Annotated in this window: 25 protein-coding genes, 3 tRNA genes, 1 pseudogene and 1 riboswitch; of the genes and pseudogenes, 25 read left to right on the forward strand and 4 right to left on the reverse strand. The window is 60.7% G+C overall.

The window, feature by feature from the left end; translation table 11 throughout:
• Positions 1-27: 27 nt before the first annotated feature.
• The 4 genes from lon (at position 28) to V8P77_RS23610 (ending at position 6,492) form a co-directional block, all read left to right on the forward strand.
• Complete coding sequence (gene lon / locus V8P77_RS23595) at positions 28-2,445, forward strand: endopeptidase La (protein ID WP_335914499.1); 2,418 nt, start codon at positions 28-30, stop codon at positions 2,443-2,445.
• Positions 2,446-2,651: 206 nt separating this feature from the next.
• The gene (hupB, locus tag V8P77_RS23600) at positions 2,652-2,927 is read left to right on the forward strand and encodes a DNA-binding protein HupB (protein WP_003547346.1); all 276 of its coding nucleotides are present in this window, start codon (positions 2,652-2,654) and stop codon (positions 2,925-2,927) included.
• Between the two features lie 121 nt (positions 2,928-3,048).
• A riboswitch (FMN riboswitch) is annotated at positions 3,049-3,203 on the forward strand.
• A gap of 86 nt (positions 3,204-3,289) precedes the next feature.
• Positions 3,290-4,198, forward strand: coding sequence for a riboflavin transporter RibN (gene ribN / locus V8P77_RS23605; RefSeq protein WP_444965442.1), 909 nt, complete (start codon positions 3,290-3,292; stop codon positions 4,196-4,198).
• A gap of 83 nt (positions 4,199-4,281) precedes the next feature.
• Positions 4,282-6,492 carry an esterase-like activity of phytase family protein gene (locus V8P77_RS23610; RefSeq protein ID WP_335914501.1) on the forward strand — a complete coding sequence of 737 codons (2,211 nt, stop codon included), beginning with the start codon at positions 4,282-4,284 and terminating at the stop codon, positions 6,490-6,492.
• Positions 6,493-6,581: 89 nt separating this feature from the next.
• On the opposite strand, the gene V8P77_RS23615 is transcribed toward V8P77_RS23610, so the two are convergent.
• Positions 6,582-7,568, reverse strand: coding sequence for an aldo/keto reductase (locus V8P77_RS23615; protein ID WP_335914502.1), 987 nt, complete (start codon positions 7,566-7,568; stop codon positions 6,582-6,584).
• Between the two features lie 146 nt (positions 7,569-7,714).
• On the opposite strand from V8P77_RS23615, the gene V8P77_RS23620 reads away from it, so the two are divergent.
• Positions 7,715-8,116: a (R)-mandelonitrile lyase gene (locus V8P77_RS23620; RefSeq protein WP_027665358.1), complete on the forward strand. Its 402-nt coding sequence runs from the start codon at positions 7,715-7,717 to the stop codon at positions 8,114-8,116.
• A gap of 6 nt (positions 8,117-8,122) precedes the next feature.
• On the opposite strand, the gene V8P77_RS23625 is transcribed toward V8P77_RS23620, so the two are convergent.
• Positions 8,123-8,728, reverse strand: coding sequence for a class I SAM-dependent methyltransferase (locus V8P77_RS23625; RefSeq protein WP_180693229.1), 606 nt, complete (start codon positions 8,726-8,728; stop codon positions 8,123-8,125).
• A gap of 165 nt (positions 8,729-8,893) precedes the next feature.
• Here V8P77_RS23625 and V8P77_RS23630 point away from each other — a divergent pair, with 165 nt between their 5' ends.
• A complete protein-coding gene (locus V8P77_RS23630; protein ID WP_003547358.1) occupies positions 8,894-9,247 on the forward strand; it encodes a hypothetical protein in 354 nt (117 codons plus the stop codon).
• A gap of 132 nt (positions 9,248-9,379) precedes the next feature.
• Complete coding sequence (locus V8P77_RS23635) at positions 9,380-9,928, forward strand: glutathione peroxidase (RefSeq protein WP_164045936.1); 549 nt, start codon at positions 9,380-9,382, stop codon at positions 9,926-9,928.
• Between the two features lie 60 nt (positions 9,929-9,988).
• Here the strand turns inward: V8P77_RS23635 and V8P77_RS23640 are convergent, their stop codons facing one another.
• Positions 9,989-10,387 carry a hypothetical protein gene (locus V8P77_RS23640; protein ID WP_017959934.1) on the reverse strand — a complete coding sequence of 133 codons (399 nt, stop codon included), beginning with the start codon at positions 10,385-10,387 and terminating at the stop codon, positions 9,989-9,991.
• Between the two features lie 100 nt (positions 10,388-10,487).
• Positions 10,488-10,563, reverse strand: a tRNA-Val gene (locus V8P77_RS23645).
• Positions 10,564-10,956: 393 nt separating this feature from the next.
• Here V8P77_RS23645 and V8P77_RS23650 point away from each other — a divergent pair.
• The 18 genes and pseudogenes from V8P77_RS23650 to V8P77_RS23735 all read left to right on the forward strand — a co-directional run bounded on the left by V8P77_RS23650 (position 10,957) and on the right by V8P77_RS23735 (position 26,665).
• Positions 10,957-11,033 (forward strand) — tRNA-Asp (locus V8P77_RS23650).
• Positions 11,034-11,117: 84 nt separating this feature from the next.
• A tRNA-Asp gene (locus tag V8P77_RS23655) sits at positions 11,118-11,194 on the forward strand.
• Positions 11,195-11,440: 246 nt separating this feature from the next.
• Entirely contained in the window at positions 11,441-11,806 is a 366-nt protein-coding gene (locus V8P77_RS23660; RefSeq protein WP_010055493.1) for an NADH-quinone oxidoreductase subunit A, read from the forward strand.
• Positions 11,797-12,381 (forward strand): NuoB/complex I 20 kDa subunit family protein, encoded by a 585-nt coding sequence (locus V8P77_RS23665; protein WP_003547368.1) that lies wholly within the window; start codon positions 11,797-11,799, stop codon positions 12,379-12,381. Before V8P77_RS23660 ends, V8P77_RS23665 begins: the two co-directional genes overlap by 10 nt.
• Positions 12,382-12,399: 18 nt before the next feature.
• Positions 12,400-13,002, forward strand: a complete 603-nt coding sequence (locus tag V8P77_RS23670) for an NADH-quinone oxidoreductase subunit C (RefSeq protein ID WP_335914503.1) — start codon at positions 12,400-12,402, stop codon at positions 13,000-13,002.
• Positions 13,003-13,083: 81 nt separating this feature from the next.
• A pseudogene (locus V8P77_RS23675) lies at positions 13,084-13,406 on the forward strand (four helix bundle protein).
• 79 nt (positions 13,407-13,485) lie between these two features.
• Entirely contained in the window at positions 13,486-14,676 is a 1,191-nt protein-coding gene (locus V8P77_RS23680) for an NADH-quinone oxidoreductase subunit D (RefSeq protein ID WP_335914504.1), read from the forward strand.
• Positions 14,676-14,948, forward strand: coding sequence for a hypothetical protein (locus V8P77_RS23685; protein WP_003558449.1), 273 nt, complete (start codon positions 14,676-14,678; stop codon positions 14,946-14,948). The genes V8P77_RS23680 and V8P77_RS23685 overlap by 1 nt, the downstream gene beginning before the upstream one ends.
• A 16-nt stretch (positions 14,949-14,964) precedes the next feature.
• Positions 14,965-16,131, forward strand: coding sequence for an NADH-quinone oxidoreductase subunit E (locus tag V8P77_RS23690; protein ID WP_335914505.1), 1,167 nt, complete (start codon positions 14,965-14,967; stop codon positions 16,129-16,131).
• 10 nt (positions 16,132-16,141) lie between these two features.
• Positions 16,142-17,446 carry an NADH-quinone oxidoreductase subunit NuoF gene (nuoF, locus tag V8P77_RS23695; RefSeq protein ID WP_003558451.1) on the forward strand — a complete coding sequence of 435 codons (1,305 nt, stop codon included), beginning with the start codon at positions 16,142-16,144 and terminating at the stop codon, positions 17,444-17,446.
• Positions 17,447-17,448: 2 nt separating this feature from the next.
• Positions 17,449-18,165 (forward strand): helix-hairpin-helix domain-containing protein, encoded by a 717-nt coding sequence (locus V8P77_RS23700; RefSeq protein ID WP_335914506.1) that lies wholly within the window; start codon positions 17,449-17,451, stop codon positions 18,163-18,165.
• 219 nt (positions 18,166-18,384) lie between these two features.
• Complete coding sequence (gene nuoG, locus V8P77_RS23705; RefSeq protein WP_335914507.1) at positions 18,385-20,466, forward strand: NADH-quinone oxidoreductase subunit NuoG; 2,082 nt, start codon at positions 18,385-18,387, stop codon at positions 20,464-20,466.
• 12 nt (positions 20,467-20,478) lie between these two features.
• Positions 20,479-21,522 carry an NADH-quinone oxidoreductase subunit NuoH gene (gene nuoH, locus V8P77_RS23710; protein WP_017959942.1) on the forward strand — a complete coding sequence of 348 codons (1,044 nt, stop codon included), beginning with the start codon at positions 20,479-20,481 and terminating at the stop codon, positions 21,520-21,522.
• Positions 21,523-21,562: 40 nt separating this feature from the next.
• Positions 21,563-22,054, forward strand: a complete 492-nt coding sequence (gene nuoI / locus V8P77_RS23715; RefSeq protein ID WP_003547385.1) for an NADH-quinone oxidoreductase subunit NuoI — start codon at positions 21,563-21,565, stop codon at positions 22,052-22,054.
• Between the two features lie 145 nt (positions 22,055-22,199).
• A complete protein-coding gene (locus V8P77_RS23720) occupies positions 22,200-22,814 on the forward strand; it encodes an NADH-quinone oxidoreductase subunit J (RefSeq protein WP_003547387.1) in 615 nt (204 codons plus the stop codon).
• A 23-nt stretch (positions 22,815-22,837) separates the two neighbouring features.
• Complete coding sequence (gene nuoK / locus V8P77_RS23725; protein ID WP_003547388.1) at positions 22,838-23,146, forward strand: NADH-quinone oxidoreductase subunit NuoK; 309 nt, start codon at positions 22,838-22,840, stop codon at positions 23,144-23,146.
• A 7-nt stretch (positions 23,147-23,153) separates the two neighbouring features.
• On the forward strand, positions 23,154-25,154 hold the full coding sequence (gene nuoL, locus V8P77_RS23730; protein WP_335914508.1) for an NADH-quinone oxidoreductase subunit L: 2,001 nt from the start codon (positions 23,154-23,156) through the stop codon (positions 25,152-25,154).
• The gene (locus V8P77_RS23735) at positions 25,154-26,665 is read left to right on the forward strand and encodes an NADH-quinone oxidoreductase subunit M (RefSeq protein ID WP_335914509.1); all 1,512 of its coding nucleotides are present in this window, start codon (positions 25,154-25,156) and stop codon (positions 26,663-26,665) included. Before nuoL ends, V8P77_RS23735 begins: the two co-directional genes overlap by 1 nt.
• Position 26,666: the final 1 nt, after the last annotated feature.

Genomic DNA, 26,666 nt, shown 5'->3' on the forward strand with positions numbered 1-26,666 from the left:
GCAACGGGACGATGGAAAGGACATAAAATGACGAAGAAAACGTCTGTAGCGAGCAGCACTGCCTACCCTGTTCTGCCCCTGCGCGACATCGTGGTTTTCCCGCATATGATCGTGCCGCTGTTCGTCGGACGGGAAAAGTCGATCCGTGCGCTCGAAGAGGTCATGGGTTCCGACAAGCAGATCATGCTGGTGACGCAGATCAACGCCAGCGACGACGATCCGGATCCTTCCGCGATCCACAATGTCGGCACCGTGGCGAACGTGCTGCAGCTCCTGAAGCTGCCCGACGGCACCGTGAAGGTTCTCGTCGAAGGCCGCGCCCGCGCCGAAATCGACACCTATACCAGCCGCGAGGATTTCTATGAGGCGCTCGGCCATGTGCTCGAGGAGCCGCATGACGATCCGGTCGAACTGGAAGCCTTGTCGCGTTCGGTCGTCTCCGAATTCGAGAGCTACGTGAAGCTCAACAAGAAGATTTCGCCCGAAGTGGTCGGCGCCGCCAGCCAGATCGACGACTATTCCAAGCTCGCCGATACGGTCGCCTCGCATCTGTCGATCAAGATCACCGAGAAGCAGGAGATGCTGGAGACCACCAGCGTCAAGCAGCGCCTCGAAAAGGCCCTCGGCTTCATGGAAGGCGAGATCTCGGTCCTGCAGGTCGAAAAGCGCATCCGCTCGCGCGTCAAGCGCCAGATGGAGAAGACCCAGCGCGAGTATTACCTCAATGAACAGATGAAGGCGATCCAGAAGGAACTCGGCGACGGCGAGGAAGGCCGCGACGAGATGAGCGAACTGGAAGAGCGCATCTCCAAGACAAAGCTGTCCAAGGAAGCCCGTGAAAAGGCCGATGCGGAGCTGAAGAAGCTGCGCCAGATGAGCCCGATGTCGGCGGAAGCCACCGTCGTGCGCAATTATCTGGACTGGCTGCTCGGCATTCCCTGGGGCAAGAAGTCGAAGATCAAGGCCGATCTCAACAATGCCGAGAAGATCCTCGAAGCCGATCACTTCGGTCTCGACAAGGTCAAGGAGCGCATCGTCGAATATCTGGCCGTGCAGGCCCGTGCCACCAAGATCAAGGGCCCGATCCTCTGCCTCGTCGGTCCTCCGGGTGTCGGCAAGACCTCGCTCGCCCAGTCGATCGCCAAGGCGACCGGCCGTGAGTATGTCCGCATGGCGCTTGGCGGCGTTCGCGACGAAGCCGAAATCCGCGGTCACCGCCGCACCTATATCGGCTCGATGCCCGGCAAGGTCATCCAGTCGATGAAGAAGGCGAAGAAGTCCAACCCGCTCTTCCTGCTCGACGAGATCGACAAGCTCGGCCAGGACTATCGCGGCGATCCGTCCTCGGCCCTGCTCGAAGTGCTCGATCCGGCCCAGAACATGACCTTCATGGACCACTATCTGGAAGTCGAATACGACCTGTCGGATGTGATGTTCATCACGACGGCGAATACGCTGAATATTCCAGCGCCTCTGATGGACCGCATGGAGATCATCCGTATCGCCGGCTACACCGAGGATGAAAAGCGCGAAATCGCCAAGCGGCACCTGCTGCCGAAGGCCATCAAGGAACATGCGTTGCAGCCGGAAGAATTCTCGGTCAGCGACGACGCCCTGATGGCGATCAGCCAGCAATACACCCGCGAAGCCGGCGTCCGCAACTTCGAACGCGAACTGATGAAACTCGCCCGCAAGGCGGTCACCGAGATCATCAAGGGCAAGACGAAGTCCGTTCACGTGACGGCGGCCAACATCTCCGACTATCTGGGCGTCCCGCGCTTCCGCCATGGCGAAGCAGAGGGCGAGGATCAGGTCGGCGTCGTGACCGGTCTTGCCTGGACGGAAGTCGGCGGCGAGCTGCTGACCATCGAAGGCGTGATGATGCCGGGCAAGGGCCGCATGACGGTCACCGGCAATCTGAAGGAAGTCATGAAGGAATCGATCTCGGCAGCGGCTTCCTATGTCCGCTCGCGCGCTGTCGATTTCGGCGTCGAGCCGCCGCGCTTCGACAAGAGCGACATCCACGTGCACGTGCCGGAAGGCGCGACGCCGAAGGATGGCCCCTCGGCCGGCGTCGCCATGGCAACCGCGATCGTCTCGATCATGACCGGCATCCCGGTGGACAGGCATGTGGCCATGACCGGTGAAATCACCCTTCGCGGCCGTGTGCTGCCGATCGGCGGTCTCAAGGAAAAGCTGCTCGCAGCGCTTCGCGGCGGCATCAAGAAGGTGCTGATTCCGGAAGAAAACGCCAAGGATCTGGCGGAGATTCCCGATAACGTGAAGAACAACATGGAGATCATCCCGGTATCCCGCATGGGCGAGGTGATCAAGCATGCGCTGATCCGGCGGCCGGAGCCGATCGAATGGGACGGCACGGTGGAAACGCCGGTCATCGCAACGGTCGAAGGCCTCGATGAGACAGGCGCAACCATAGCGCATTGAGTGGCCTTTGCCACATTTATGCCCAATTGGCCCAAAACACGCAAAAAGGCTGGCGGAAACGCCAGCCTTTTTTGTGAAAACGTCATGTAGACGCTTGCTTTTCCTTGATTTGCAGGGCTTTTGGGTTTTCGGCGGGCCTGATGAAACCTATTCTGCGCCTAGCTTACTTTTGAGTCGTTTCATACCATTTAGAAAGGGGTGGAAACATGAACAAGAATGAACTCGTGTCCGCAGTAGCCGAAAAGGCAGGACTGACGAAGTCTGACGCGGCTTCCGCTGTTGACGCGGTTTTTGACGTTGTCCAGGCTGAACTCAAGAACAAGGGCGACATCCGCCTCGCGGGTTTCGGCAGCTTCACCGTTTCTCATCGTGCCGCATCGAAGGGCCGTAACCCGTCGACGGGCGCTGAAGTCGACATTCCGGCTCGCAACGTGCCGAAATTCACGCCCGGCAAGGGCCTGAAGGACGCCGTCAACGGCTGATCTGAGATTATCCACCAGCCGGAAACGAGACCGGTTGTGCAGGATTTGAGAGGGGTTCGGCTTTGCCGGACCCCTTTGCTTTGGCGAGCCTTGCCGTCGCCCGAGCTTTGATCTACGACGTTTCTGTCCTCAGGGCGGGGTGAAACTCCCCACCGGCGGTAAGGGTTTCGGCTCGAGCCCGCGAGCGCCTTTCCTCGTGTCCAAGCGGGGGAGGGGTCAGCAGATCCGGTGCGATTCCGGAGCCGACGGTTAAAGTCCGGATGGAAGAGAATGAGTGTCGGTCGTGCGAGAGGGTGGGGATCCGCCATGTCGTTCGTGTTCGTGCCTCATGCGTCCTGATTTATGTTGGTCCCTGGTCGCGGATGAAAGACATGAATCAGAATTCCCTTGCAGTCGAGCCGCCCCGCGCCGTTGTCGGCGCCCTCTGGATGGTCCTTGCCGGCATTGCCTTTTCGCTTCTCAACATCGTCACCCAATGGCTGACGATGAAGCTTGCCTTTCCCTCGGCATCGGCTGCCTTCTGGCAATATGGCTTCGCCTTCCTGTTTTCGCTGCCGTTCCTGAAGAGGCTCGGCCTCGCAGCGATGCGCACACACTATCCCTGGCGTCACCTCGCGCGCGTCGCGCTTGCCGCGCTCGGCGTCGAGGCCTGGGTCGCCGGCCTTGCCGCGGTGCCGATCTGGCAGGCGATCGCACTGGTGATGACCTCGCCCTTATTCATCATTCTGGGCGCCCGGCTTTTCCTCGGTGAGCGCGTCGGCCCGGCCCGCTGGGCAGCGACGGCGACGGGTTTCACCGGAGCGATGATCATTCTGCAGCCATGGTCTGATGGTTTTGGCTGGGCGGCTCTCTTGCCTGTGTTTTCGGCGCTGCTGTGGGGCGGCTCGTCGCTGATCACCAAGAGCCTGACGGGCATCGAACGGCCGGAGACGATCACCGTCTGGCTGCTCGTTCTGCTGACGCCGATAAATGGCGGGCTGGCGCTTGCGGCAGGCTTTGCAGTGCCGACGGGCGCAACCCTTGCCCTGTTCCTGCTGGCGGGGCTGCTGACTGCCGTAGCGCAGTATTTGCTGACGCTTGCCTACGCCGCAGCGGATGCCGCCTACGTCCAGCCGTTCGACGATCTGAAACTGCCGTTGAACGTGCTGGCCGGTTGGCTGTTCTTCGGTTATGCGCCGGCGGGCTACCTCTGGCTGGGAGCGGCTCTCATCCTGTCTGCTTCGCTGTTCATCATGCGAAACGAGATGCGCCGGGAGCGCAAACCAGCCTGACGTGATCAGGTGCAAAATGCCGCATCTGTCATGCCTCTGTCATGCCGCGCGCGCAGAAAACTCCTGTTTCGAATGTTCGACACATGGGGGATTTCATGACAATTTCATCGCGCAAGGCAGCGCTTGCTGCCGTGCTTCTCGCATCCGTAGCGTTCCCGGCCGCGGCCGAGCCGGTTTTCAACCGCATCGCTTCCTTCCCGGTCGCAGAGAACCTGCCTGTTGATAGGGACAAGCTTTCGGTGAGTTCCGCCGAGATCATCACCGCGACCGACGACGGCAACACGCTGATCTATAGCGACAGCCCGCTCGGCGCGATCGGCTTTATCGACATTACCGATGCCAAGGCCCCGAAGGCCGGCGGCGCGCTGATGATGGACGGCGAGCCGACTTCGGTCACCTCCAGCGCCGGCAAGGCGCTCGTTGCCGTCAACACCTCCGAAAGCAAGGCCAAGCCCTCGGGCCGTCTCGCCATCGTCGACGTGGCGACCAAGAAGATCGAGAACACTTGCGATCTCGGCGGCCAGCCGGATTCGATCGCCCTCAACAAGGACAAGACGCTCGGCACCATCGCAATCGAAAACGAGCGCGACGAAGACGTCAATGACGGAAAGATCCCGCAGATGCCGGCCGGCGACCTCGTCGTCTTCCAGGTCAAGAACGGCACCGTCGATTGCGGCACTATCAAGCACGTGGCTCTGACCGGGCTTACCGGCGTCGCCCCGGAGGATCCGGAACCGGAATTCGTCGCCTTCAACGGCCTGAACGAGATTGCCCTGACGCTGCAGGAAAACAACGAGATCGTCATCATCGACGCCAATACGGCCGAGGTGAAGACGCATTTTACCGCCGGCAGCGTCGATCTCACCGGCATCGATACCAAGCGTGACGGCGCCCTGAAATTCTCAGGCGAAGCCAAGGGCGTACTGCGCGAGCCCGACGCCGTGAAGTGGCTGGACGACAACCGCCTCGTCGTCGCCAATGAAGGCGACTACCAGGGCGGCTCGCGCGGCTTTACCATTTTCGACAAGACGGGCAAGCTTCTCTACGAATCGGGCGCATCCTTCGAACGCGCCGTCGCCCATATCGGCCACTATCCGGAAAGCCGCTCGGGATCGAAGGGCGTCGAGCCGGAAGGCCTCGAAGCCGCCAAGTTCGGCGACGACCAATACTTCTTCCTGCTTGCTGAGCGCGCCTCGGTCGTCGGCGTCTTTAAGGATACCGGCGCCGATCCAGAACTCGTCCAGCTGCTGCCGTCCGGCATTTCGCCGGAAGGCGCGATCGCCATTCCCGCCCGCAATCTCTTTGCGACCGCCAACGAGGTCGATCTCGGCAAGGACGGCGGCGCGCGCTCGCATGTGATGATCTACGAGCGCTCGGAAGGCGAGAAGGCCTATCCGCAGATCGTCTCCGCCGAGAAGGACGGCAATCCGATCGGCTTCGCAGCCCTTTCGGGTCTCGCCGCCGTTCCGGGCAAGCCGGGCATGCTCTACGCCGTCAGCGACAGCGTTCTCGGCTCGCAGCCGACGATCTACACGATCGATGCCAGCAAGAAGCCGGCCGTCATCACCGACGCCCTCGTCGTCAAACGTGACGGCACCCCGGCCCAGAAGCTCGACATCGAAGGCATTGCGGCTGCCGCCGATGGCTCTTTCTGGCTCGCCTCGGAAGGCTACAGTGAGCGTCTCGTTCCGCACGCCCTCTACAATGTCAATGCCAAAGGCGACATCAAGGCTGAGATCGCCCTGCCGAAGGAGCTCGTCGCCAACGAAATCCGCTACGGCTTCGAAGGCGTGACAATTGTCGGCACCGGCGACGACACCACGCTGTGGATGGCCGTCCAGCGCGAGTGGAGCGACGACGAGAAGGGCTTCGTCAAGCTCGTCTCCTACAATCCGAAGAAGAAGGAATGGGGTGCCGTTCGCTATCCGCTCGACAAGACGGAAAGCGGCTGGGTCGGCCTGTCCGAGATCTCGGTACAGGGCGACAGTGTCTACATCATCGAGCGCGACAACCTCGTCGGCGATGCCGCCAGGCTGAAGAAGCTTTACAAGGTCTGGATTTCGGACCTGAAGCCCGCCAAGCTCGGAGCCGAGCTGCCGGTCGTCAAGAAAACCGAAGCCCATGACTTCCTCGGTGAGCTGAAGTCTGCCACCAACGGCTATGTGCTGGACAAGCTCGAAGGCTTCACTTTCGACGCGTCGGGCAAGCCCTACGCGGTCACCGACAATGACGGCGTCAGCGACTCCTCCGGCGAGACCCTGTTCTTCCCGGTCGACCTGACCGCCACGAACTGAGCTTCTGATAGTTACACGACAGAAAAATGGCCGGGCGACAACCCGGCCATTTTGCCTTTCGGCCATTTGCATTTTGGAATATCGATGGCCTACCAGCGCTGGTGCACATGCGGCGCGATCAGCCGCTCATAGATCTCGCGCGTTGCCGCCATGACATCGGCTGACAGCGGCGCAAGGTCGGCGGCAGCCGCGTTGGCCCTGGCCTGCTCGGCATTGCGGGCGCCGGGGATGACGACGGTGACAGCGTCGCTCATCAGAATCCAGCGGAGCGCGAAGGCAGCCATCGTCGTGCCCTCGGGCACCAGCTTGCGCACCTCTTCCACCGCCTGCAGGCCGGCCTCGAAGGGAACGCCGGCAAAGGTCTCGCCGACATCGAAGGCCTCGCCGTTGCGGTTGAAATTGCGGTGGTCGTCGCTGGCAAAATGTGTGTCCCGGGTGATCTTGCCGGAGAGAAGACCGCTGGCGAGCGGCACACGGGCGATGATCGCCACATTCCTGCGGCGCGCTTCCTGGAAGAAGAGGTGGTCGGGGCGCTGGCGGAAGATGTTGTAGATGATCTGGATGCTGACGACGCCGGGATATTCGATCGCCTTCAGCCCGTCTTCGACCTTTTCGACGCTGACGCCGTAACCCTTGATCTTGCCGGCCTTCTGCAGCGCGTTCAGGCTCTCGAAGATCTCAGGCTGGTAAAGCGCGTCGCGCGGCGGGCAGTGGAGTTGCACGAGGTCGAGGCTGTCGACGGCAAGATTCGCCAGGCTGCGGTCGATAAAGCCTGCGAGATTAGCCTTTGTGTAGCCTTCGGCGACATGCGGGTTGAGGCGGCGGCCGGCCTTGGTGGCAACCATCGGCCGTTCGCTGCCACGCGTCTTCAGCACGTCGGCGATGATCTTTTCCGAGCGGCCGTCGCCATAGACATCCGCCGTATCGATGAATGTCATGCCGGCATCGAGCGCGGCATTCAACGCCGCGCGTCCGTCCGCCTCGCTGATATCACCCCAGGAGCCGCCGATCTGCCATGCGCCGAAGCCGACATTGGTGACGGTGAAGGGCATGCGGCCAAAAGCATGGTGTTTCATGAAAAATCCTCCGTAGGTGATGAAAGGTGTTGGAATTATCAGTCGGGTCAGTCCGCGGCAATTGTCGATCCGGCTTTGATTGGTCGCCCCGATGAAATATCGTTCTGCCACAAGGCTTCAACCGTATGGATGGAAAAGGAAAGATCATGGAGATCAAACCCGTCGGCTCTCGCCCCTCGACGAAGCCACCGGCCGACTATTTCACCGGCGCCGTTCGCCAGGATCCGCTGATGGAAACGCCAGCACCCGCACGGGCCAGGGCGGTCTCCGTCACCTTCGAACCCGGCGCCCGCACGGCCTGGCATACGCATCCGCTCGGCCAGACGCTGATCGTGACATCAGGCAAGGGCCTCGCTCAAAGTTGGGGTGGGGACATCCGCGAGATCCGCGCCGGAGATACCGTCTGGTTCGCGCCGGGCGAAAAACATTGGCATGGTGCTGCCCCGGATACGGCGATGACGCACATCGCCATTCATGAGGCGCTGGACGGCAATCACGTCGACTGGATGGAAAAGGTCAGCGACGAGCAATATTCCGGCAAGGTGTAAAGCTGATCAGAGCCGCTTCAGGCAATAGGAAAAATGTGCATGCGATTCGACCGTCAGGAACTCGAATTGCCAGCCGTAATCCTTGCAGAATTTGGTAACCGCCTCGACGACGCCATAGACGATCGGCTTGACCGTATTGCCGGTGCAGAAATCATGCCCGGCAATGCGCCCCGTCCGCTTCACCTTCTTTTCGCAGAGCAGGAGTTCCTGCCAGGTGAGCTCGAAGGAATGATCGGTATCGATATAGGCCCAGTCGAGGAAATCGTCCTCGAATTCGGCAAGCTTCTCGAGCGATGTGCCCTGCATCAGGTGCAGCCGGCCGGCCTCGATCTCGGCCGCGAAATTTGTGTGGATCGCATCGAGCCCGGAGCTGTAGCGGTCCATCGACCAGGGATCGATGAGGTAGAGCTGCGCCGGGCGGTTCTTTTCCAGGATCTCCGCCGTATATTCGCCGAAGGCTGCTCCCACCTCGACGCCGATGCCGCCGTTCGGAATCCGGTAGAGCAGCTCGCCGCGATCCGGCAGCAGCCGGGCGTTCTCCATATGATGGGCGCTGAGCGGGGTGCGCGGCATGCTCGCCCGGAGCGCCTGCCTTTCTTCACGTGTCTTCATCTCTGATCTCGGGATTGCGGGCGACTGACGGCCCAGATGCGGTTTGACGGGAAGGTAGGAGCAGCCGGCACCGATGACAACCGCATGACAGGAATTTGCTTCTTTCGAACAAACCGCTAAGTTCCATCTGTGAACTGACGAAAAAGCCTCGGGAGGAGCGATTTCATGAGACGCATGTGGCCTGAAGAATTCAACGCCATCATCAGCGGAGCTGAGGAGGTGATGTTGGAAACACCAGCCGAGGCCGGCGAAGCGCCGCTGCAGCGCAAGGCGCTGAAGGCGCGAATCACCATGCAGGATTACGAGCGGATCTGGCCGCTCGCCGAGATGCGCTTCCGGCTTGGCGAAAGAGATGGCAAGGCCATCACGCTGATCACCACCAACCCCCACTATCATCCCTGGCACCCGAAGGACGGCGGCAGCGTCGATTCCGTGTCGGACAGTGGCCGCCATTACAAGACGGATTATCTCGTCGTGCACTTCCTGCTCGACGACGTGAAGGAAACGTCTCCCGCCTGAGGTGCTGAGGCCCGGTGCGGCCGGAAGCCGCACCGGCGTCCTGTGGAAGCCAAGTTGATCCCGACGCTGATGACAACTGCGGCGATATCGCTAAGCTTGGCGAAACATATCCTTACGAAATTGGAGGTTCCCGTGACGGGCAATGTGCTGGATATCCCGGTCAAAACAGTGGATGGTCGTGAGACCACGCTCAACGAATACAAGGGCAGGGTGCTCTTGGTCGTCAATGTCGCCTCGAAATGTGGGCTGACAGTCCAATATGAGGGGCTGGAAAAGCTCTATGGGGAAAAGCGCGAGCGCGGCTTCGTCATCGCCGCCTTTCCCGCCAACGACTTCAAGGGCCAGGAGCCCGGCACCGACGCCGAGATCCTCGATTTCTGCACCAGCACCTACGACGTCACCTTCCCGATCTTCTCGAAGATTTCGGTCAAGGGCGAGGCCCAGCACCCGCTTTACCGGCAATTGACCAAGTCGGGTGTCGCGACGACGGGTGACGGCCCGATGCGCGAACGCCTGAAATCCCACGGGATGACAGGCAGCGATGAGGACGACATCCTCTGGAACTTCGAAAAATTCCTGATCGGCCGCGACGGCAAAGTCGCCGCCCGATTCGCGCCCGATGTGACGGCCGACGATTCGCGGCTGGTTTCGGCGGTGGAGAAGGAATTGGCGAAGGCATGAATTGGTGGGTATGAGCGCCCCGCCAGACGGCAAGGCATGCCCGGCACCCCAAGCACATGGTCACATCTGCGTCAGAGAAAATGAGAAGGCGCATCGGGCGCCGCTCATAAACGAAACGCGGTTCTGGAAAAACGAAAACGTATATTCGTCGCCGCTTTGACCGCTGTCTTTGAAAGACGCGGGGAATCGGCTGATTGTGCTTAAGACGCCGCGCTGGCTGGTTTTCTTGATTTCCAGGCTGCAGGCTGAATTGTCTGCATCGACCGAAAAATTAATCGGCAGATCTGACGGCATTCTGAGAAGATAGGTGCTGGCTTCACGCGCCGGGGTTTCTCCCGAGGTCGTCATCGTCTGGTCCCCGGCAGACAGAAAAACCTCTAGCGCCGGCTCTTTGGCAATCGACGGCGACGCAGCCACGCCGGCGAGAAGCAGCGCAGAGATAATGGCAACGGTTTTCATGAGGTGTCTCCTGACAAAACACCTTGCGCAGATCGTGACCGGATTAGCGAGCTAATTCGGGAGCCTAACTCTGATGAACAAGCTGCGGGAAAGTTTGGAATGGTGGGCGATGACGGACTCGAACCGCCGACATCCTCGGTGTAAACGAGGCGCTCTACCAACTGAGCTAATCGCCCATCGCAAACGAAGCCGGATCGGCCTGCCGCGTTGGTGGCCGTGATCTATGCGGATCGCGGCAAAACCGCAAGAGTGTTTGTGAAGATTTTTTGATTTTTTTGGTGGTGATCCCGTGTCTTGCAATGCCGCTCAGGCTCGGCGCGGCTGTGGAAAAGTGAGGGGAGGGCTTGTTTCGAAGGCACTGCGTCTGCGCCTGAGCATCGCTGCGGAAGACGGAAGTGCCGACTTTCGTTCGTCTGGCATCCAACCCACCGAAACAATTCGCAGACTGTCATGGTTTTGTCTCCAAACCTGCTTGACACTAAAAGGCGAACCCCGTAGTTAGCCGCTCATCGAAACGGGCAGCCGTTTTGGAGAGGGTGCTAGGGCATCCGGACTGCTTGAAATGAATTGCGGGTGTAGCTCAGTTGGTTAGAGTGCCGGCCTGTCACGCCGGAGGTCGCGGGTTCGAGCCCCGTCACTCGCGCCATTTCAAGTCTTGTAAAACGCAAATGCGATTTGTCGTTTGTCCGGTTCACTTCATCCTCGCGGCCGCAAAATGGCCGATCAATGCGCGGGTGTAGCTCAGTCGGTTAGAGTGCCGGCCTGTCACGCCGGAGGTCGCGGGTTCGAGCCCCGTCACTCGCGCCATTTCTTCCGAAAGCCATGCAGTTTCCAGTGGTCAGGCATGCAGGTTCAAACGGCCTGCACGGATTTGTCGCGACATCGTTGCATCTGCTTGATAATGTCCGCGCGACACGCGTCGAATTGCCTCTGTAAAAGTCTTGCGCCGGGGCCTCGGCTGCGCTAACCACGGCTTGTTGCAACGCACGTTCGCTTGCCGGGCATTTGCCCAAATGCGCCGCCTGGCGTCACCGGCAAGCAGGGATGAACATGATGACTGAACTGCTCAGTTCTTATATTCCGATCGCTATCTTCATTGCTATTGCGCTCGTCATCGGCCTGGCGCTGCTCATTGCGCCGTTCGCCGTGGCTTTCAAAGCGCCTGATTCGGAAAAGCTCTCGGCTTACGAATGCGGCTTCAACGCTTTCGACGACGCCCGCATGAAGTTCGACATCCGTTTCTACCTCGTGTCGATCCTCTTCATCATCTTCGACCTCGAAGTCGCCTTCCTCTTCCCCTGGGCCGTGTCCTTCGGCGCCATCGGCTGGTTCGGCTTCTGGTCCATGATGGTCTTCCTTCTCGTGCTGACCATCGGCTTTATCTATGAATGGAAGAAGGGAGCCCTGGAATGGGAGTAGCCCCTGTGAGCAATCAGCCGCTTGTTGCCCAGCAGCCGAAGGGGATTATCGATCCCTCGACCGGCAAGCCGATCGGCAGCAACGACCCATTTTTCGGCGAGATCAACAATGAGCTTGCCGACAAGGGTTTCCTCGTTACCTCGACCGACGAGCTGATCAACTGGGCCCGCACCGGCTCGTTGATGTGGATGACCTTCGGTCTTGCCTGCTGCGCTGTCGAAATGATGCAGCTGTCGATGCCGCGTTATGACGTCGAGCGCTTCGGCTTTGCGCCGCGCGCCTCGCCGCGCCAATCCGACGTGATGATCGTCGCCGGCACGCTGACCAACAAGATGGCGCCCGCTCTGCGCAAGGTCTACGACCAGATGCCAGAGCCGCGTTATGTCATCTCGATGGGCTCCTGCGCCAATGGCGGCGGCTATTATCACTATTCCTATTCGGTGGTGCGCGGCTGTGACCGCATCGTGCCGATCGACATCTACGTGCCGGGCTGTCCCCCCACGGCAGAGGCGCTGCTTTACGGCGTGCTTCTGCTGCAGAAGAAGATCCGGCGTACCGGAACGATCGAACGCTAAGGGTTAAGGACAAGGCATATGAGTGAAGCCCTGACTGAGCTTGCGTCCTACCTTGGCGAAGCGCGCGGCAACCTGATCGCCGCATCGCAGATGAAGTATGGCGAACTGACGCTGACGACGACGGGTGAAAACCTGGTCGTACTTCTGACCTTCCTGCGCGACGACGCCAAATGCGGTTTCGTCAACCTGATCGATATTTGCGGGGTCGACTGGCCGCAGCGCGAGCTGCGTTTCGACGTCGTCTACCACCTGCTGTCGCCGAAGAAGAACCTGCGCATCCGCGTCAAGGTCGCAACGGATGAAGATACGCCGGTCCCGTCGGCCTGCCCCGTCTATCCGGGCGCCGACTGGTTCGAGCGCGAGACCTGGGACATGTACGGCGTGCTCTTCACCGGCCATCCGGACCTGCGCCGCATCCTGACCGACTACGGCTTCGAAGGCCATCCGTTGCGCAAGGACTTCCCGACCACCGGCTTCGTCGAAGTGCGCTACGACGACGCGGCAAAGCGCGTCGTCTACGAGCCAGTGGAACTGAAACAGGAATTCCGCAATTTCGACTTCATGTCGCCTTGGGAGGGGACTGAATATGTTCTCCCTGGGGATGAAAAGGCGAAGCCGTAACGGCGAATAGTGAGTAGCGAATAGCGAATAGTAAGGGGCGGGCAGACGATAAACTCGTACAAGGATCTTAAGGTCTGGCAGATGGCGATCGATCTCGCGGTGGATTGTTATCAACTGACCAGAAAGTTTCCCAAGGAGAGGTTTACGGTCTGACGGCTCAGATGCGCAGGGCGGCGAGTTCGATCGCAGCCAATATCGCTGAAGGACACGGACGTGAGGTCACGGGAAGTTTCATTCAGTTTTTGCGTATCTCTCAAGGTTCGTTGAAGGAATTGGAAACGCATATGCTCATTTCTCATCGCATCGGCCTGATCGACGAGAGTGAGTTCAGGCAGATGACCGGAAAGTGCGACGAGATCGGACGAATGATTCGAGCGCTAATACGGAGTCTCCAGGAGAAATAATGAGACCGAACGAAACTACTCGCTATTCGCTATTCGCTATTCGCCTAATTGCCCGCGCGTTTGCTATGGAGCACGCAGCATGACCGAACACAACGTCCGCAACTTCAACATCAACTTCGGACCGCAGCATCCGGCGGCGCACGGCGTTCTTCGTCTTGTCCTGGAGCTTGACGGCGAAATTGTGGAGCGTGTCGATCCGCATATCGGCCTTTTGCATCGCGGCACCGAGAAGCTGATCGAGACCAAGACCTATCTTCAGGCCGTGCCCTATTTCGATCGCCTCGATTACGTCGCGCCGATGAACCAGGAACATGCCTATGCGATGGCCGTCGAAAAGCTGCTCGGCATCGAGATCCCGATTCGCGGTCAGCTGATCCGCGTTCTATATTCGGAAATCGGCCGCATCCTTTCGCACCTCCTGAACGTCACGACGCAGGCGATGGACGTCGGCGCGCTGACGCCGCCGCTCTGGGGCTTCGAAGAGCGTGAAAAGTTGATGGTGTTCTATGAGCGCGCCAGCGGCTCGCGCATGCACGCCGCCTATTTCCGTCCGGGTGGCGTCCACCAGGATCTGCCCGAACAGCTCGTGCAGGATATCGGCGATTGGTGCGATCCGTTCCTGAAGGCGCTCGACGACATCGACAACCTGTTGACCGGCAACCGCATCTTCAAGCAGCGCAACGTCGATATCGGCGTCGTCTCGCTGGAGGAATGCTGGGCCTGGGGCTTCTCCGGCGTCATGGTGCGCGGTTCGGGTGCGGCCTGGGATCTGCGTCGCGCCCAGCCCTATGAATGTTATTCCGATCTCGAATTCGACATCCCGATCGGCAAGAACGGCGACAATTACGACCGCTATCTGATCCGCATGATCGAGATGCGCGAATCCGTCCGTATCATGAAGCAATGCGTCAATCGCCTGCTCTCGGATGCCAAGACCGGTCCTTTCTCGTCGATCGACGGCAAGGTCGTGCCGCCGAAGCGCGGTGAGATGAAGCGCTCGATGGAAGCGCTGATCCACCACTTCAAACTCTATACCGAAGGCTACCATGTGCCGGCCGGTGAGGTTTATGCCGCCGTCGAGGCGCCGAAGGGCGAGTTCGGCGTCTATCTCGTCTCCGACGGCACCAACAAGCCCTATCGCTGCAAGATCCGCGCGCCGGGTTATGCCCATCTGCAGGCGATGGATTTCATGTGCCGCGGCCATCAGCTTGCCGACGTCGCGGCCGTTCTCGGCTCGCTCGACATCGTCTTCGGCGAGGTGGACCGCTGATGCAGCTTCTGCCGCTGGCCGTCGCAATTCTTCTTTCGGCATCCGGGGTTTCGGCCCAGGAGGCCGATAGCCTCGGCACGCCGCTGGGCCATAAGGAAGAGACGCCGCCGGCGCAGCAATCGTCCATGGGCGAGCTTTTGTCCAAGGGCTATCAGATCAAGGCTGCCATTCCGAACGGCAGCAAATTCGTAGTGTTTATGCAAAAAGACCAGTCGGCCTATGCCTGCGAAATGCAGTCTTTGACCGCTTCGCGGTGTGGAACCCTAAACTGACAAGGCGTGAGAAAGAATGTCCGTTCGTCGATTAGCCGAAGATCAACTCCAGCCTGCCGCATTCGCCTTCAGCGATGAGAATGCGGTCTGGGCGGACAAGACGATCCAGAAATACCCCGCCGGCCGCCAGCAATCGGCGGTCATCCCGCTGTTGATGCGGGCGCAGGAGCAGGACGGCTGGGTCACGCGCGCGGCGATCGAAAAGATCGCCGACATGCTTGATATGGCCTATATCCGCGTGCTTGAGGTGGCGACCTTCTATACGCAGTTCCAGCTGCATCCGGTGGGAACGCGCGCCCATGTGCAGGTTTGCGGCACGACGCCCTGCATGCTGCGCGGCTCGGAAGCGCTGATGTCGGTCTGCAAGAGCAAGATCCATGCCCATGCCTTCGAGCGTAATGCCGAAGGCACCTTGTCCTGGGAAGAGGTCGAATGTCTCGGGGCCTGCGTCAATGCGCCGATGGTAATGATCGGCAAGGACACTTATGAGGACCTGACGCCCGCGCGTCTCGAAGAGATCATCGACGTCTTTGCCGCCGGCAATGGCGCCAGCATCAAGCCCGGCACCCAGATCGACCGGGTGTTTTCGGCGCCTGAAGGCGGCCTGACCTCGCTGACGACCGAAGAGCCGAAGGTGAGGGCGCGCGCCAAGAAGGCCGATGCCGAAACCGTGTCGGCTCCGGTCGACGCCGCTCCGGTTCCGCCCTCTGAGGCCGCCCGCCCGAAGAGCTCCGATGCCGAGACCAATGCTGCTCTGAAGACGCCGGCAACGGCGCCGAAGGCGGCTGCGAAAAACGCCAAGGCAGCCGAGCAGCAGCCGATATCAGGCACTGCGGCCGCCGAACCGGCGCCGAAAGCGGCCGTAAAGGCTGAGGCTGCTCCGGCTGCAAAGCCTGCCCTGACTGACAAGAACCGTCCGTCCGGCATCGAAAAGCCCGCCGCACCGGATGATCTGAAGATGATCTCGGGTGTGGGCCCGAAAATCGAGGCGACGTTGAACGAAATCGGCATCTTCACCTTCGCGCAGGTCGCGGCCTGGAAGAAGGCTGAACGCGAATGGGTCGACGGCTATCTGAATTTCCGCGGTCGCATCGAGCGCGACGACTGGGTCAAGCAGGCCAAGGCGCTCGCCAAGGGCGGGGAAGCGGAATATATCAAGGTCTTCGGCAAGAAGCCGCGGTAAGAGGTGAAGCATGTTACAAGATAAAGACCGCATCTTTACCAACATCTACGGCCTCAAGGACAAGTCCCTGAAGGGCGCGATGAGCCGCGGCCACTGGGACGGTACCAAGCAGATCCTCGAAAAGGGCCGTGACTGGATCATCAACGAGATGAAGGCGTCAGGCCTTCGCGGCCGCGGCGGCGCCGGCTTCCCGACAGGCCTCAAATGGTCCTTCATGCCGAAGGAAAGTGACGGCCGACCGCATTACCTCGTCGTCAACGCCGACGAATCCGAGCCCGGCACCTGCAAGGACCGCGACATCATGCGCCACGATCCGCATACGCTGATCGAAGGCTGCGTCGTCGCGAGCTTCGCGATGGGTGCCAATGCGGCTTATATCTATGTGCGCGGCGAATATATTCGCGAGCGCGAGGCGCTCCAGGCGGCAATCGACGAATGCTATGATTACGGCCTGCTCGGCAAGAACAACAAGCTCGGCTGGGACATGGACATCTTCGTCCATCACGGCGCCGGCGCCTATATCTGCGGCGAGGAAACCGCGCTGCTTGAAAGCCTCGAAGGCAAGAAGGGCCAGCCGCGTCTGAAGCCGCCGTTCCCGGCCAATATGGGCCTCTACGGCTGCCCGACGACGGTCAATAACGTCGAATCGATTGCTGTTGCGCCGACGATCCTGCGCCGCGGCGCCGGCTGGTTCTCGGCCATCGGCCGTCCGAACAATGTCGGCACCAAGCTGTTCATGCTCTCCGGCCACGTCAACAAGCCGTGCACGGTCGAAGAAGAAATGGGCATCACCTTCCGCGAACTGGTCGACCGCCATGCCGGCGGCATCCGCGGCGGCTGGGACAACCTGCTTGCCGTCATTCCGGGCGGGGCATCCTGCCCGATCGTTCCGGCCAAGGACATCATCGATTGCCCGATGGATTTCGACGGCCTGCGCGGCGTCGGCTCTTCCTTCGGTACGGCGGCCGCGATCGTCATGGACAAGTCCACCGACGTCATCAAGGCGATCGCCCGTATCTCCGCCTTCTTCAAGCATGAGAGCTGCGGCCAGTGCACGCCCTGCCGCGAAGGCACGGGCTGGATGTGGCGCGTGATGGAGCGCATGGCCAAGGGCAATGCCCAGAAGCGCGAAATCGACATGCTGTTCCAGGTGACGAAGCAGATCGAAGGCCACACCATCTGCGCGCTCGGCGACGCCGCCGCATGGCCGGTGCAGGGTCTGATCCGTAACTTCCGTCCCGAGATCGAAAAGCGCATCGACCAGTATACGGCGAGCGCGCTTGATCACGGCGCGGTTCTGGAGGCGGCTGAATAATCATGGCGGACAATGCATCCAAGGGTAGGAAAAACGAAGAGACTGCCGATTTCGCCGCCGGCTTCGGCCGTCTTGCCGCCGAGATGCTGGAAAATGCACAGGCAATGCCGGTGCATCCGCTGATGGCGCATCCCGCTGCAGCCTTTGCCGCCGCAACGGCGATCGGCTTCGGTTTCTCGACCCAGATGGCCGGTGCTTTCTTCGGGGCCTGGCAGAGCGCCCTGGAAACCACTAGCAAGGTCGCGGCCGCCCTCGATGACACGCCGCCGGACGAACTGAAGCCCGATGTCGATATCCGGTCGGAGAATATTCGCCCGGTCGTGAAGGCGTTCACCAAGCCACCGGCCGCGCAGAAGGCAGGACCGAAACTGACGGTTGTCAAGCCGGTCGGCGAACCGACGCCAGTAAGCCAAGCGAAGCCAGTCAGCCAGGCGAAGCCAGCCCGCCAAGCGAAGGCCAGCGAGCCAAAGCCGGCCGTGAAGGCAAAACCGGCTGCGCGGGGGAAGACAGACGATCTCAAGCTGATCGCCGGCATCGGCCCGAAGCTGGAGCAGGTGCTGAATTCCAAGGGCATTCGCAGCTTCGCCGAGATTGCCGCCTGGACCGACGAGGAAATCGCCCGGCTCGACGCCGAGCTCGGCTTCAACGGCCGCATTCTGCGTGACGACTGGACCGGTCAGGCAAAAGTTCTGGCAGGGCGGGGCCGCAGGAAGAAATGAACTGTCCGGCCGTGTCAATCGGCCGGAAAAGATGGGCAAATCGGCGGACGGGCGGGGGCCTCAAGATGCCGGTGCGGGTTTCGGATCTCGAACACGCGACAGAGAATTTGGGCGACATCAGATGTCGGCAGGACGAAAGATCCCGCTTGGCAATGAGAGTGCTGCAAAAATAGGTTTGTTTGCCGTCATCAGGCAAACGGGAAACAGGACTGAGCGACGATGGCAAAACTGAAGATTGACGGCAACGAGATCGAAGTTCCGGATCATTACACGCTATTGCAGGCGTGCGAGGATGCCGGCGCCGAGGTTCCGCGCTTCTGCTTCCATGAGCGCCTGTCGGTTGCCGGCAACTGCCGCATGTGCCTTGTCGAGGTGAAGGGCGGCCCGCCGAAGCCGCAGGCTTCCTGCGCCATGAGCGTGCGCGACATTCGCGGCGGCCCGAACGGCGAACTGCCTGAGGTCTTCACCAACACCCCGATGGTCAAGAAGGCCCGCGAAGGTGTGATGGAATTCCTGCTGATCAACCATCCGCTCGATTGCCCGATCTGCGACCAGGGCGGCGAATGCGACCTGCAGGACCAGGCGATGGCCTTCGGCATCGACACCTCGCGCTATCAGGAAGACAAGCGCGCCGTCGAGGACAAGTATATCGGCCCGCTGGTCAAGACGGTGATGAACCGCTGCATCCACTGCACACGCTGCGTCCGCTTCACCACCGAGGTCGCCGGCATTTCCGAACTCGGCCTGATCGGCCGCGGCGAGGATGCCGAGATCACCACCTATCTCGAGCAGGCGATGACCTCCGAGCTGCAGGGCAACGTCGTTGATCTTTGCCCGGTCGGCGCGCTGACCTCGAAGCCCTTCGCCTTCACCGCGCGCCCGTGGGAGCTGAACAAGACCGAATCGATCGACGTCATGGATGCCGTCGGTTCGGCGATTCGCGTCGATACCCGCGGCCGTGAGGTCATGCGTATCCTGCCGCGCGTCAATGAGGCGATCAACGAGGAGTGGATTTCCGACAAGAGCCGCTTCATCTGGGACGGCCTGAAGACCCAGCGCCTCGACCGGCCTTATGTTCGCCGCGACGGCCGCCTGCAGCCCGCTACCTGGGCCGAAGCCTTCGGCGCCATCAAGGCCGCCGTCGGTGCCACCTCGGGCGAGAAGATCGGCGCGGTCGCCGGCGACCTCGCTTCCGTCGAGGAAATGTATGCGCTCTCCGAACTGGTGAAGTCGCTGGGGTCGGTCAATCTCGACTGTCGCCAGGATGGGGCGGCACTCGATCCGTCGCTCGGCCGTGCAAGCTATCTCTTCAACCCGACCATATCGGGCATCGACCAGGCCGACGCGCTGTTGATCATCGGCGCCAATCCGCGCTTCGAAGCAGCCATCCTCAACGCCCGCATCCGCAAGCGCTGGCGCCGCGGCAAGTTCCCGATCGGCGTGATCGGCGAGCCGGGTGAACTGCGCTACAGCTATGATTACCTCGGCGGCGGTCCGGACACGCTGAAGGATCTGATCGACGGTACCCACGCCTTCGCGGACGTGCTGAAGAATGCCGCCAGGCCGATGATCATCATCGGCCAGGGCGCCCTGTCGCGCACCGACGGCGCCGGCGTTCTCGCCAGTGCTGCCAAGCTCGCCGGCTCGGTCGGCGCGGTCGCCGAAGGCTGGAACGGCTTTGCCGTCCTCCACACCGCTGCCTCGCGTGTCGGCGGCCTCGATCTCGGCTTCGTGCCGGGCGCCAAGGGCGTCAATGCCGCCGAGATGCTGACGGCGATGGACGTGCTCTTCCTGCTCGGCGCAGACGAACTCGACTTCACCGCCAAGAAGGCCAAGCTCACCGTCTATATCGGCTCGCATGGCGATAACGGCGCGCACCATGCCGACGTCATCCTGCCGGCCGCAGCCTATACCGAAAAGTCCGGCACCTGGGTCAACACCGAAGGCCGCGTCCAGATGGGCAACCGCGCAGGCTTTGCGCCGGGTGACGCCCGCGAGGACTGGGCGATCATCCGTGCCCTTTCCGACGTGCTCGGCAAGAAGCTTCCCTTCGATTCGCTCAGCGAATTGCGTGTCCGGCTCTATGCCGCTTTCCCGCATTTCGCTGCCATCGACGAGATCGCCGAAACCGATAGCGCCCAAATTGCCGCAGTTGCGAAAAAAGCCGGCAAGATGAACAAATCCGGGTTTGCGTCGCCGGTGAAAGACTTCTATTTGACGAACCCGATAGCGCGTGCCTCGGCTGTCATGGCGGAGTGCTCGGCATTGGCCCGCAACAACTTCAAAGTCGCGGCAGAGTAAGGGCAGGGGACTATGGATTCTTTCTTTTCAAGCTATGTCTTGCCGGCGATCATCATGGTCGGCCAGTCGCTGCTGCTTCTCGTCTGCCTGCTCGTCTTCATCGCCTATGTGCTGCTCGCCGACCGCAAGATCTGGGCAGCCGTGCAGCTGCGCCGCGGCCCGAACGTCGTCGGTCCCTTCGGCCTGTTCCAGTCATTCGCCGACCTTCTGAAGTTCGTCTTCAAGGAGCCGATCATTCCGGCCGGCGCCAACAAGGCGGTGTTCCTGCTTGCCCCGCTGGTGACGGTGCTTCTGGCGCTGTCCACCTGGGCGGTGGTGCCGCTGGCCGACGGATGGGTGATCGCCAACATCAATGTCGGCATCCTCTATATTTTCGCGATCTCCTCGCTCGAGGTCTACGGCATCATCATGGGCGGCTGGGCTTCGAACTCGAAGTATCCGTTCCTCGGCGCGCTGCGCTCGGCGGCGCAGATGGTGTCCTATGAAGTCTCGATCGGTTTCGTCATCGTCACCGTGCTTCTCTGTGTGGGTTCGCTGAACCTGACCGATATCGTCAATGCGCAGCATACCGGCCTCGGCACTATGCTCGGCCTGCCGGCGTCGTTCCTCGACTGGCACTGGCTGTCGCTCTTCCCGATGTTCATCATCTTCTTCATTTCGGCGCTCGCCGAAACGAACCGCCCGCCCTTCGACCTTCCGGAAGCCGAATCCGAACTCGTCGCCGGCTTCATGGTCGAATACGGCTCCTCGCCATACATGATGTTCATGCTCGGCGAATATGCGGCCGTCTGCCTGATGTGCGCGCTGACGACGATCCTCTTCCTCGGCGGCTGGCTGCCCCCGGTCGATATCTGGATCCTCAACTGGGTCCCAGGCATCATCTGGTTCACGCTGAAGGCCTGCCTGGTGTTCTTCATGTTCGCGATGGTCAAGGCCTTCGTTCCGCGCTACCGCTACGACCAGCTCATGCGCCTCGGCTGGAAGGTCTTCCTGCCGCTGTCGCTCGCCATGGTCGTCATTGTTGCATTTGTGCTGAAACTGATGGGTTGGGCATGATGGTGCCTGCTCTCGTTTCTGGCAAAATTGGAGGTTGAAGATGGCAAGCTTGTCCGGCTCCATCAGCTCGCTGTTTCTCAAGGAATTCGTCGGCGCGTTCTTTCTGTCGATGCGCTATTTCTTCCGCCAGAAGGCGACGATCAACTATCCCTTCGAAAAGGGTCCGGTCTCCCCGCGTTTCCGCGGCGAGCATGCGCTGCGCCGTTATCCGAACGGCGAGGAACGCTGCATCGCCTGCAAGCTCTGCGAGGCGATCTGTCCTGCCCAGGCGATCACCATTGAGGCCGGTCCGCGCCGTAATGACGGCACGCGCCGCACTGTGCGCTACGACATCGACATGGTGAAGTGCATCTATTGCGGCTTCTGCCAGGAAGCCTGCCCGGTCGACGCGATCGTCGAAGGACCGAATTTCGAATTTGCGACGGAAACCCGCGAAGAGCTCTATTTCGACAAGGCGCGGCTTCTGGACAACGGAGATCGGTGGGAGCGGGAAATCGCCCGCAACATCGCGATCGACTCGCCGTACCGCTGATTGAGATTTTGAAATGCCGCGGTGGAGCTTAAGCGCTCCCTGTCGCGGTCAATATGCACAGGAGCTTTGCCGGTTAGCGCCAGGGAAAGCACCATCGGGCAGGGAAACTCCCGGCTGCCCGGGGGAAGATGAAAAAGGCACCAACATGGGTCTGCAGGCTCTATTTTTCTATCTTTTCGCCTTTGTCGCGGTGGCGTCGGCGTTCATGGTCATCTGGGCGAAGAACCCGGTTCACTCGGTTCTCTTCCTGATCCTGGTGTTCTTCAATGCGGCCGGCCTCTTCCTGCTGCTCGGCGCCGAATTCCTGGCGATGATCCTGCTTGTCGTCTATGTCGGCGCCGTCGCGGTCCTCTTCCTCTTCGTGGTGATGATGCTCGATATCGACTTCACCGAGCTGAGGGCCGGCGTTCTCGAATATGCGCCGATCGGCGGGCTGATCGGGGTGATCCTCGCAGCCGAACTGATCGTCGTCATCGGCGGCAGCGTCATCTCGCCTGAGATCGCCAAATCAGTCGCCATGCCGATACCGGCGCTGAGCGAGCGCACCAATACGGCCGCCCTCGGCGACGTGCTCTACACCAACTACGTCTATTTCTTCCAGATCGCCGGTCTGGTGCTTCTGGTCGCGATGATCGGCGCGATCGTGCTGACGTTGAGACACCGCACCAACATCAAGCGGCAGAATATTCCCAGACAGGTTGCCCGCACGCCCGCCACCGCCGTCGAGGTGGTTTCGGTCAAGCCCGGGCAGGGCGTCTAAAGGCAGGTCAAGGAACAAAGAACATGGTCATCGGACTTTCCCACTACCTGACGGTCAGCGCCATCCTCTTCACGCTCGGCGTCTTCGGCATCTTCCTGAACCGGAAGAACGTCATCGTCATCCTGATGTCGATCGAACTGATCCTGCTTGCCGTCAACATCAACATGGTCGCCTTCTCCTCCTTCCTGAACGACATCGTCGGCCAGGTCTTCGCGCTGTTCATCCTGACGGTCGCGGCTGCCGAAGCGGCGATCGGTCTTGCAATTCTCGTTGTCTTCTACCGCAACCGCGGCTCGATCGCGGTCGAAGACGTCAATATGATGAAGGGCTGAGTGGCTCATGTTCCTCTATAAGGCTATCGTCTTTCTTCCCTTGATCGGTGCGATCGTCGCCGGCCTTTTCGGCCGCGCCATCGGCGCCAAGGCTTCGGAATATGTCACCAGCGGCCTGATGATCATCGCCGTCATCCTGTCCTGGGTCGTCTTCTTCACCGTCGGCATGGGTCATGCCGAAGGCGGTCCGATCAAGGTCGAGGTGCTGCGCTGGATCCAGTCCGGCGGCATCGACGTCTCCTGGTCGCTGCGCGTCGATACGCTGACCTCAGTCATGTTGATCGTCGTCAACACGGTCTCGACGCTGGTGCATGTCTATTCGATCGGCTACATGCATACCGATCCGCATCGCCCGCGCTTCTTCGCCTATCTCTCGCTCTTCACCTTCGCCATGCTGATGCTGGTGACCGCTGACAACCTTGCTCAGATGTTCTTCGGCTGGGAAGGTGTCGGTCTCGCCTCCTATCTGCTGATCGGCTTCTGGTTCAAGAAGCCATCGGCGACGGCCGCGGCGATGAAGGCCTTCATCGTCAACCGCGTCGGCGACTTCGGTTTCGTGCTGGGCATTGCCGGCGTGTTCGTGTTGTTCGGCTCGATCAACTTCGACACCATCTTCGCCAATGCCTCGAACTTCGCCCCGCATGAAGGCGGCGGTGAGGCGAGCGAGGTGATCCTCAACCTCTTCGGCATGCAGCTCGACAAGGCGCATGCGCTTACCGGCATCTGCCTGCTGCTCTTCATGGGCGCGATGGGCAAGTCGGCTCAGTTCCTGCTGCACACCTGGCTGCCGGACGCCATGGAAGGCCCGACCCCCGTCTCGGCCCTCATCCATGCCGCCACCATGGTCACCGCCGGCGTCTTCCTCGTCGCCCGCATGTCGCCGCTCTTCGAACTGTCGCACGATGCGCTTGTCGTCGTGACCGTGATCGGCGCCATCACCGCCTTCTTTGCGGCAACCGTCGGCCTGGTGCAGAACGACATCAAGCGCGTCATCGCCTATTCCACTTGCTCGCAGCTCGGCTACATGTTCGTGGCGCTCGGGGTAGGGGCCTATGGCGCGGCGATCTTTCATCTCTTCACGCACGCCTTCTTCAAGGCGCTGCTCTTCCTCTGCGCCGGCTCGGTCATCCATGCCGTCGATGGCGAGCAGGACATGCGCTACATGGGCGGCCTGCGGCCGCATATTAAGTGGACGTTCCGTATGATGATTGTCGGTACGCTGGCAATCACCGGCGTCGGCATTCCTTTCACACCGGTCGGCTTTGCCGGCTTCTTCTCCAAGGACGTGATCATCGAGGCGACCTATGCCTCGCATTCGCCGGTCTCCGGCTTTGCCTTCGCGCTGCTGGTCATCGCGGCTCTCTTTACGAGCTTCTATTCCTGGCGCCTGATCTTCATGACCTTCTTCGGCAAGCCGCGCGCTTCGCACGAAGTGATGCACCACGTCCACGAGTCGCCCCAGGTCATGCTGGTGCCGCTCTATCTCCTCGCAATTGGAGCAGTTTTCGCCGGCTACTTCTTCGAAGGTCGGTTCTATGGTGAGGAATATGCCGAATTCTGGAAGGGGGCGCTCTTTACCGGCGCCGAGAACGAACTGGTCGAAGAGTTCCACCATGTTCCGGCGCTCGTGGCTTTGAGCCCGTTCATCGCCATGGTGCTTGGCTTCGTCACCGCCTGGTACATGTATATCCGCTCGCCGCAGACGCCGCGCATCCTCGCGCAACAGCACCGCGTGCTCTACAAGTTCCTGTTGAACAAGTGGTATTTCGACGAACTCTACGACTTCCTCTTCGTCCGCTCCGCCAAGGCGCTCGGCCGCTTCCTGTGGAAGAAGGGTGATGTCGGCGTTATCGACACCTACGGCCCGAACGGCGTCGCCGCTCGCGTCGTCGCCGTCACCGATCGCGTGGTCCGCCTGCAGACCGGTTACCTCTATCACTACGCCTTCGCCATGCTGATCGGCATCGCGGCGCTCGTTACCTGGATGATGCTCGGGAGTACCTTCTGATGACCGATTGGCCTATTCTTTCAACGGTCACCTTCCTGCCGCTCGTCGGCGTGGTGCTCCTGCTGTTGATGAACGGCGAGAGCGAAACCGGCCGGAAGAACGTGCTGTGGATCTCGCTGATCACCACCGTCTTCACCTTCATCGTCTCGCTCTTCATCTGGATCGGCTTCGACAATGCCAATCCGGGCTTCCAGATGGTCGAGAAGCATAACTGGCTCGGCACTGGCATCGGCTACCACGTCGGCGTTGACGGCATCTCGATGCTGTTCGTCATCCTGTCGACCTTCCTCATGCCCTTCTGCGTGCTGGCGAGCTGGCTCTCGATCGAGAAGCGCCTGAAGGAATACATGATCGCCTTCCTCATCCTCGAAACGATGATGATCGGCGTCTTCGTCTCGCTCGATATCGTGCTCTTCTACGTCTTCTTCGAGGCGGGCCTCATTCCGATGTTCCTGATCATCGGTGTCTGGGGCGGCAAGGACCGCGTTTATGCGAGCTACAAGTTCTTCCTCTACACGCTGCTCGGCTCGGTGCTGATGCTACTCGCCATCATGGCGATGTACTGGCAGGCCGGCACGACCGATATCACCGCGCTGCTCGCCTACAAATTCCCGCCGGCGCTGCAGACTTGGTTATGGCTTGCCTTCTTCGCCTCCTTCGCGGTGAAGATGCCGATGTGGCCGGTCCATACGTGGCTTCCCGATGCCCACGTTCAGGCGCCGACGGCTGGCTCGGTGATCCTGGCGGGCGTGCTTTTGAAGCTCGGCGGCTACGGTCTCATCCGCTTCTCGCTCGGCATGTTTCCGGTCGCGTCCGATTATTTTGCGCCGCTCGTCTTTGCCATGTCCGTCATCGCCATCATCTACACCTCTCTGGTGGCGATGATGCAGGACGATATCAAGAAGCTGATCGCCTATTCCTCCGTGGCCCACATGGGCTACGTGACCATGGGCATCTTTGCCGCCAACATGCAGGGCGTTCAGGGCTCGATCTTCCAGATGCTCTCGCACGGTATCGTCTCCGGCGCGCTCTTCCTCTGCGTCGGCGTCGTCTACGACCGCACCCACACCCGCGAGATCAACGCCTATGGCGGCCTGGTCAACAATATGCCGAAATATGCCGTGGCGATGATGGTCTTCACCATGGCCAATGTCGGGCTTCCCGGCACGTCGGGCTTTGTCGGCGAATTCCTGACGTTGATCGGTGTCTTCCGGGTCAATACCTGGGTAGCGCTCTTTGCCGCTACCGGCGTCATCCTCTCAGCCGCTTACGCGCTTTGGCTTTATCGCCGGGTGATCTTCGGTGCGCTGGAAAAGGAAAAGCTGAAGGCGCTGCTCGATCTTTCCAGACGCGAGCAGCTGATCCTTTACCCGCTGGTCGCGCTGACCATATTCTTCGGCGTTTACCCGGCTCCGGTCTTCGATGCGACGGCTGCCTCGGTGGATCTGCTGGTCAACAACTACACGGCCGCCGTGCACGCAGCGCAGAATGTTGCGCTGTCTATGAAATGAT

It is taken from the genome of Rhizobium aouanii, from assembly GCF_037002925.1.
In the GTDB taxonomy this organism is placed as follows: domain Bacteria; phylum Pseudomonadota; class Alphaproteobacteria; order Rhizobiales; family Rhizobiaceae; genus Rhizobium; species Rhizobium aouanii.